Source organism: Streptomyces hydrogenans (assembly GCF_014656075.1).
Lineage (GTDB): Bacteria > Actinomycetota > Actinomycetes > Streptomycetales > Streptomycetaceae > Streptomyces > Streptomyces hydrogenans.
On sequence record NZ_BNBS01000292.1, the window covers coordinates 1 to 1,233 of the forward strand.

The 1,233-nt window shown below is 65.1% G+C and carries 2 protein-coding genes; one reads left to right on the forward strand and one right to left on the reverse strand.

From position 1 onward, the window contains the following. Positions 1 to 77: 77 nt before the first annotated feature. Complete coding sequence (locus IE321_RS41480) at positions 78 to 434, forward strand: ankyrin repeat domain-containing protein (protein ID WP_190226778.1); 357 nt, start codon at positions 78 to 80, stop codon at positions 432 to 434. Here IE321_RS41480 and IE321_RS41485 read toward each other — a convergent pair. Then, positions 385 to 1,184 (reverse strand): IS5 family transposase gene (locus tag IE321_RS41485; RefSeq protein WP_190226779.1). Its coding sequence is split into 2 segments (ribosomal slippage): positions 385 to 845 and positions 845 to 1,184, totalling 801 coding nucleotides; the frame shifts between segments, so codons are not numbered across the junction. The two genes, IE321_RS41480 and IE321_RS41485, sit on opposite strands and share 50 nt — an antisense overlap. Between the last annotated feature and the right edge of the window lie 49 nt (positions 1,185 to 1,233).

The following is a 1,233-nucleotide window of genomic DNA, read 5'->3' on the forward strand; positions in this document are numbered from 1 at the left end:
TAAGAGGTCATCTCATTTGGTTGCCTCAGTGGGGAATATTGCTGGTAGGAGCGTCGCGGTCGCTGTTGAATGCCCCGATGAGCGACTACTGGACACCAGCTCACTTCGCGGTCGAGCACGAGGATGCGGAAACCCTGGCCCGCCTGCTCGCCCACGGCGCCGACCCTGATGAGGTCTTCAGCGACATGACGCTGCTGACGCACGCGATCGACACCGAGGGGGATGGCGCCCTGCAGAGTGGCCAGCCGTTGACTGTGCACACCACGGCCGTGCTGCTGGCGTTCGGCGCGGACCCTGAACTCGCTGATCCGGACGGTCACACTCCTCTGGATCTGGCCACTTCCTACGATCATGACCTGGCCATACAGCTGCTGCGGGACCACATCAGCAAGCGAGCCGGCGGTAGCAGACGAGGACGCAGGCGATGGTGGTGAAGGCAAGGAAGTGATCGGCTTTGCGTTCGTAGCGTCGGTGGAGCCGGCGGCAGCCGGCGAGCCAGGCCATGGTGCGTTCAATGGTCCAGCGATGGCGGCCCAATCGCTGCGAGGACTCGACGCCCCTGCGGGCGATGCGGTGGGTGATACCACGTCCGCGTAACCATCGCCGCAGGTGAGAGTAGTCATAGCCCTTGTCGGCGTGAAGCTTGCCCGGCCTGCGCCGTCGAGGCCCGCGGCGGGAGCGGATCGGCGGTATGCCCTTGACCAGTGGGATCAGGGCCTGGCTGTCGTGCAGGTTGGCTGCCGAGATTCCGACAGAGATGGGCAGACCGGTCCGTTCGGTGATCAGGTGGATCTTCGAGCCGTACTTGCCCCGATCGACAGGATTTGGACCTGTCAGGTCCCCCTTTTCATGGCCCGCATGTTCACCGAGTCGATCGCGCAGCGGGACCAGTCCAGCTCGCCTCGCGAGCCAAGATCGTCGAGGACCAGGCGGTAGAGCTTGGCCCACACTCTGGCCTTCGTCCACTCAGAGAAGCGTCGGTGGGCTGTCGCTCCCGACGGCCCGAACGACGCGGACGGCAACTGCTGCCACGTGCAGCCCGAAGTCGCCACAAAGACGATCGCGGCCAACACCTCCCGGTCCCCATGCCGACGTCGGCCGCCGCCCTGAGGGCGCGATGGAGCCTCCGGCACCACTCGCTGGAACAGTTCCCACAACTCGTCCGGCACCAGCCGCTCAACAATCCCCACCACGAGCCCGCACCCTACCGGCTAGCCAAATGAGATGACCTCT

Coding starts and splice junctions, on each gene's coding strand:
- IE321_RS41480 (WP_190226778.1), top strand. CDS start 78: ATGAGCGACTACTGGACACCAGCTCACTTCGCGGTCGAGCACGAGGAT.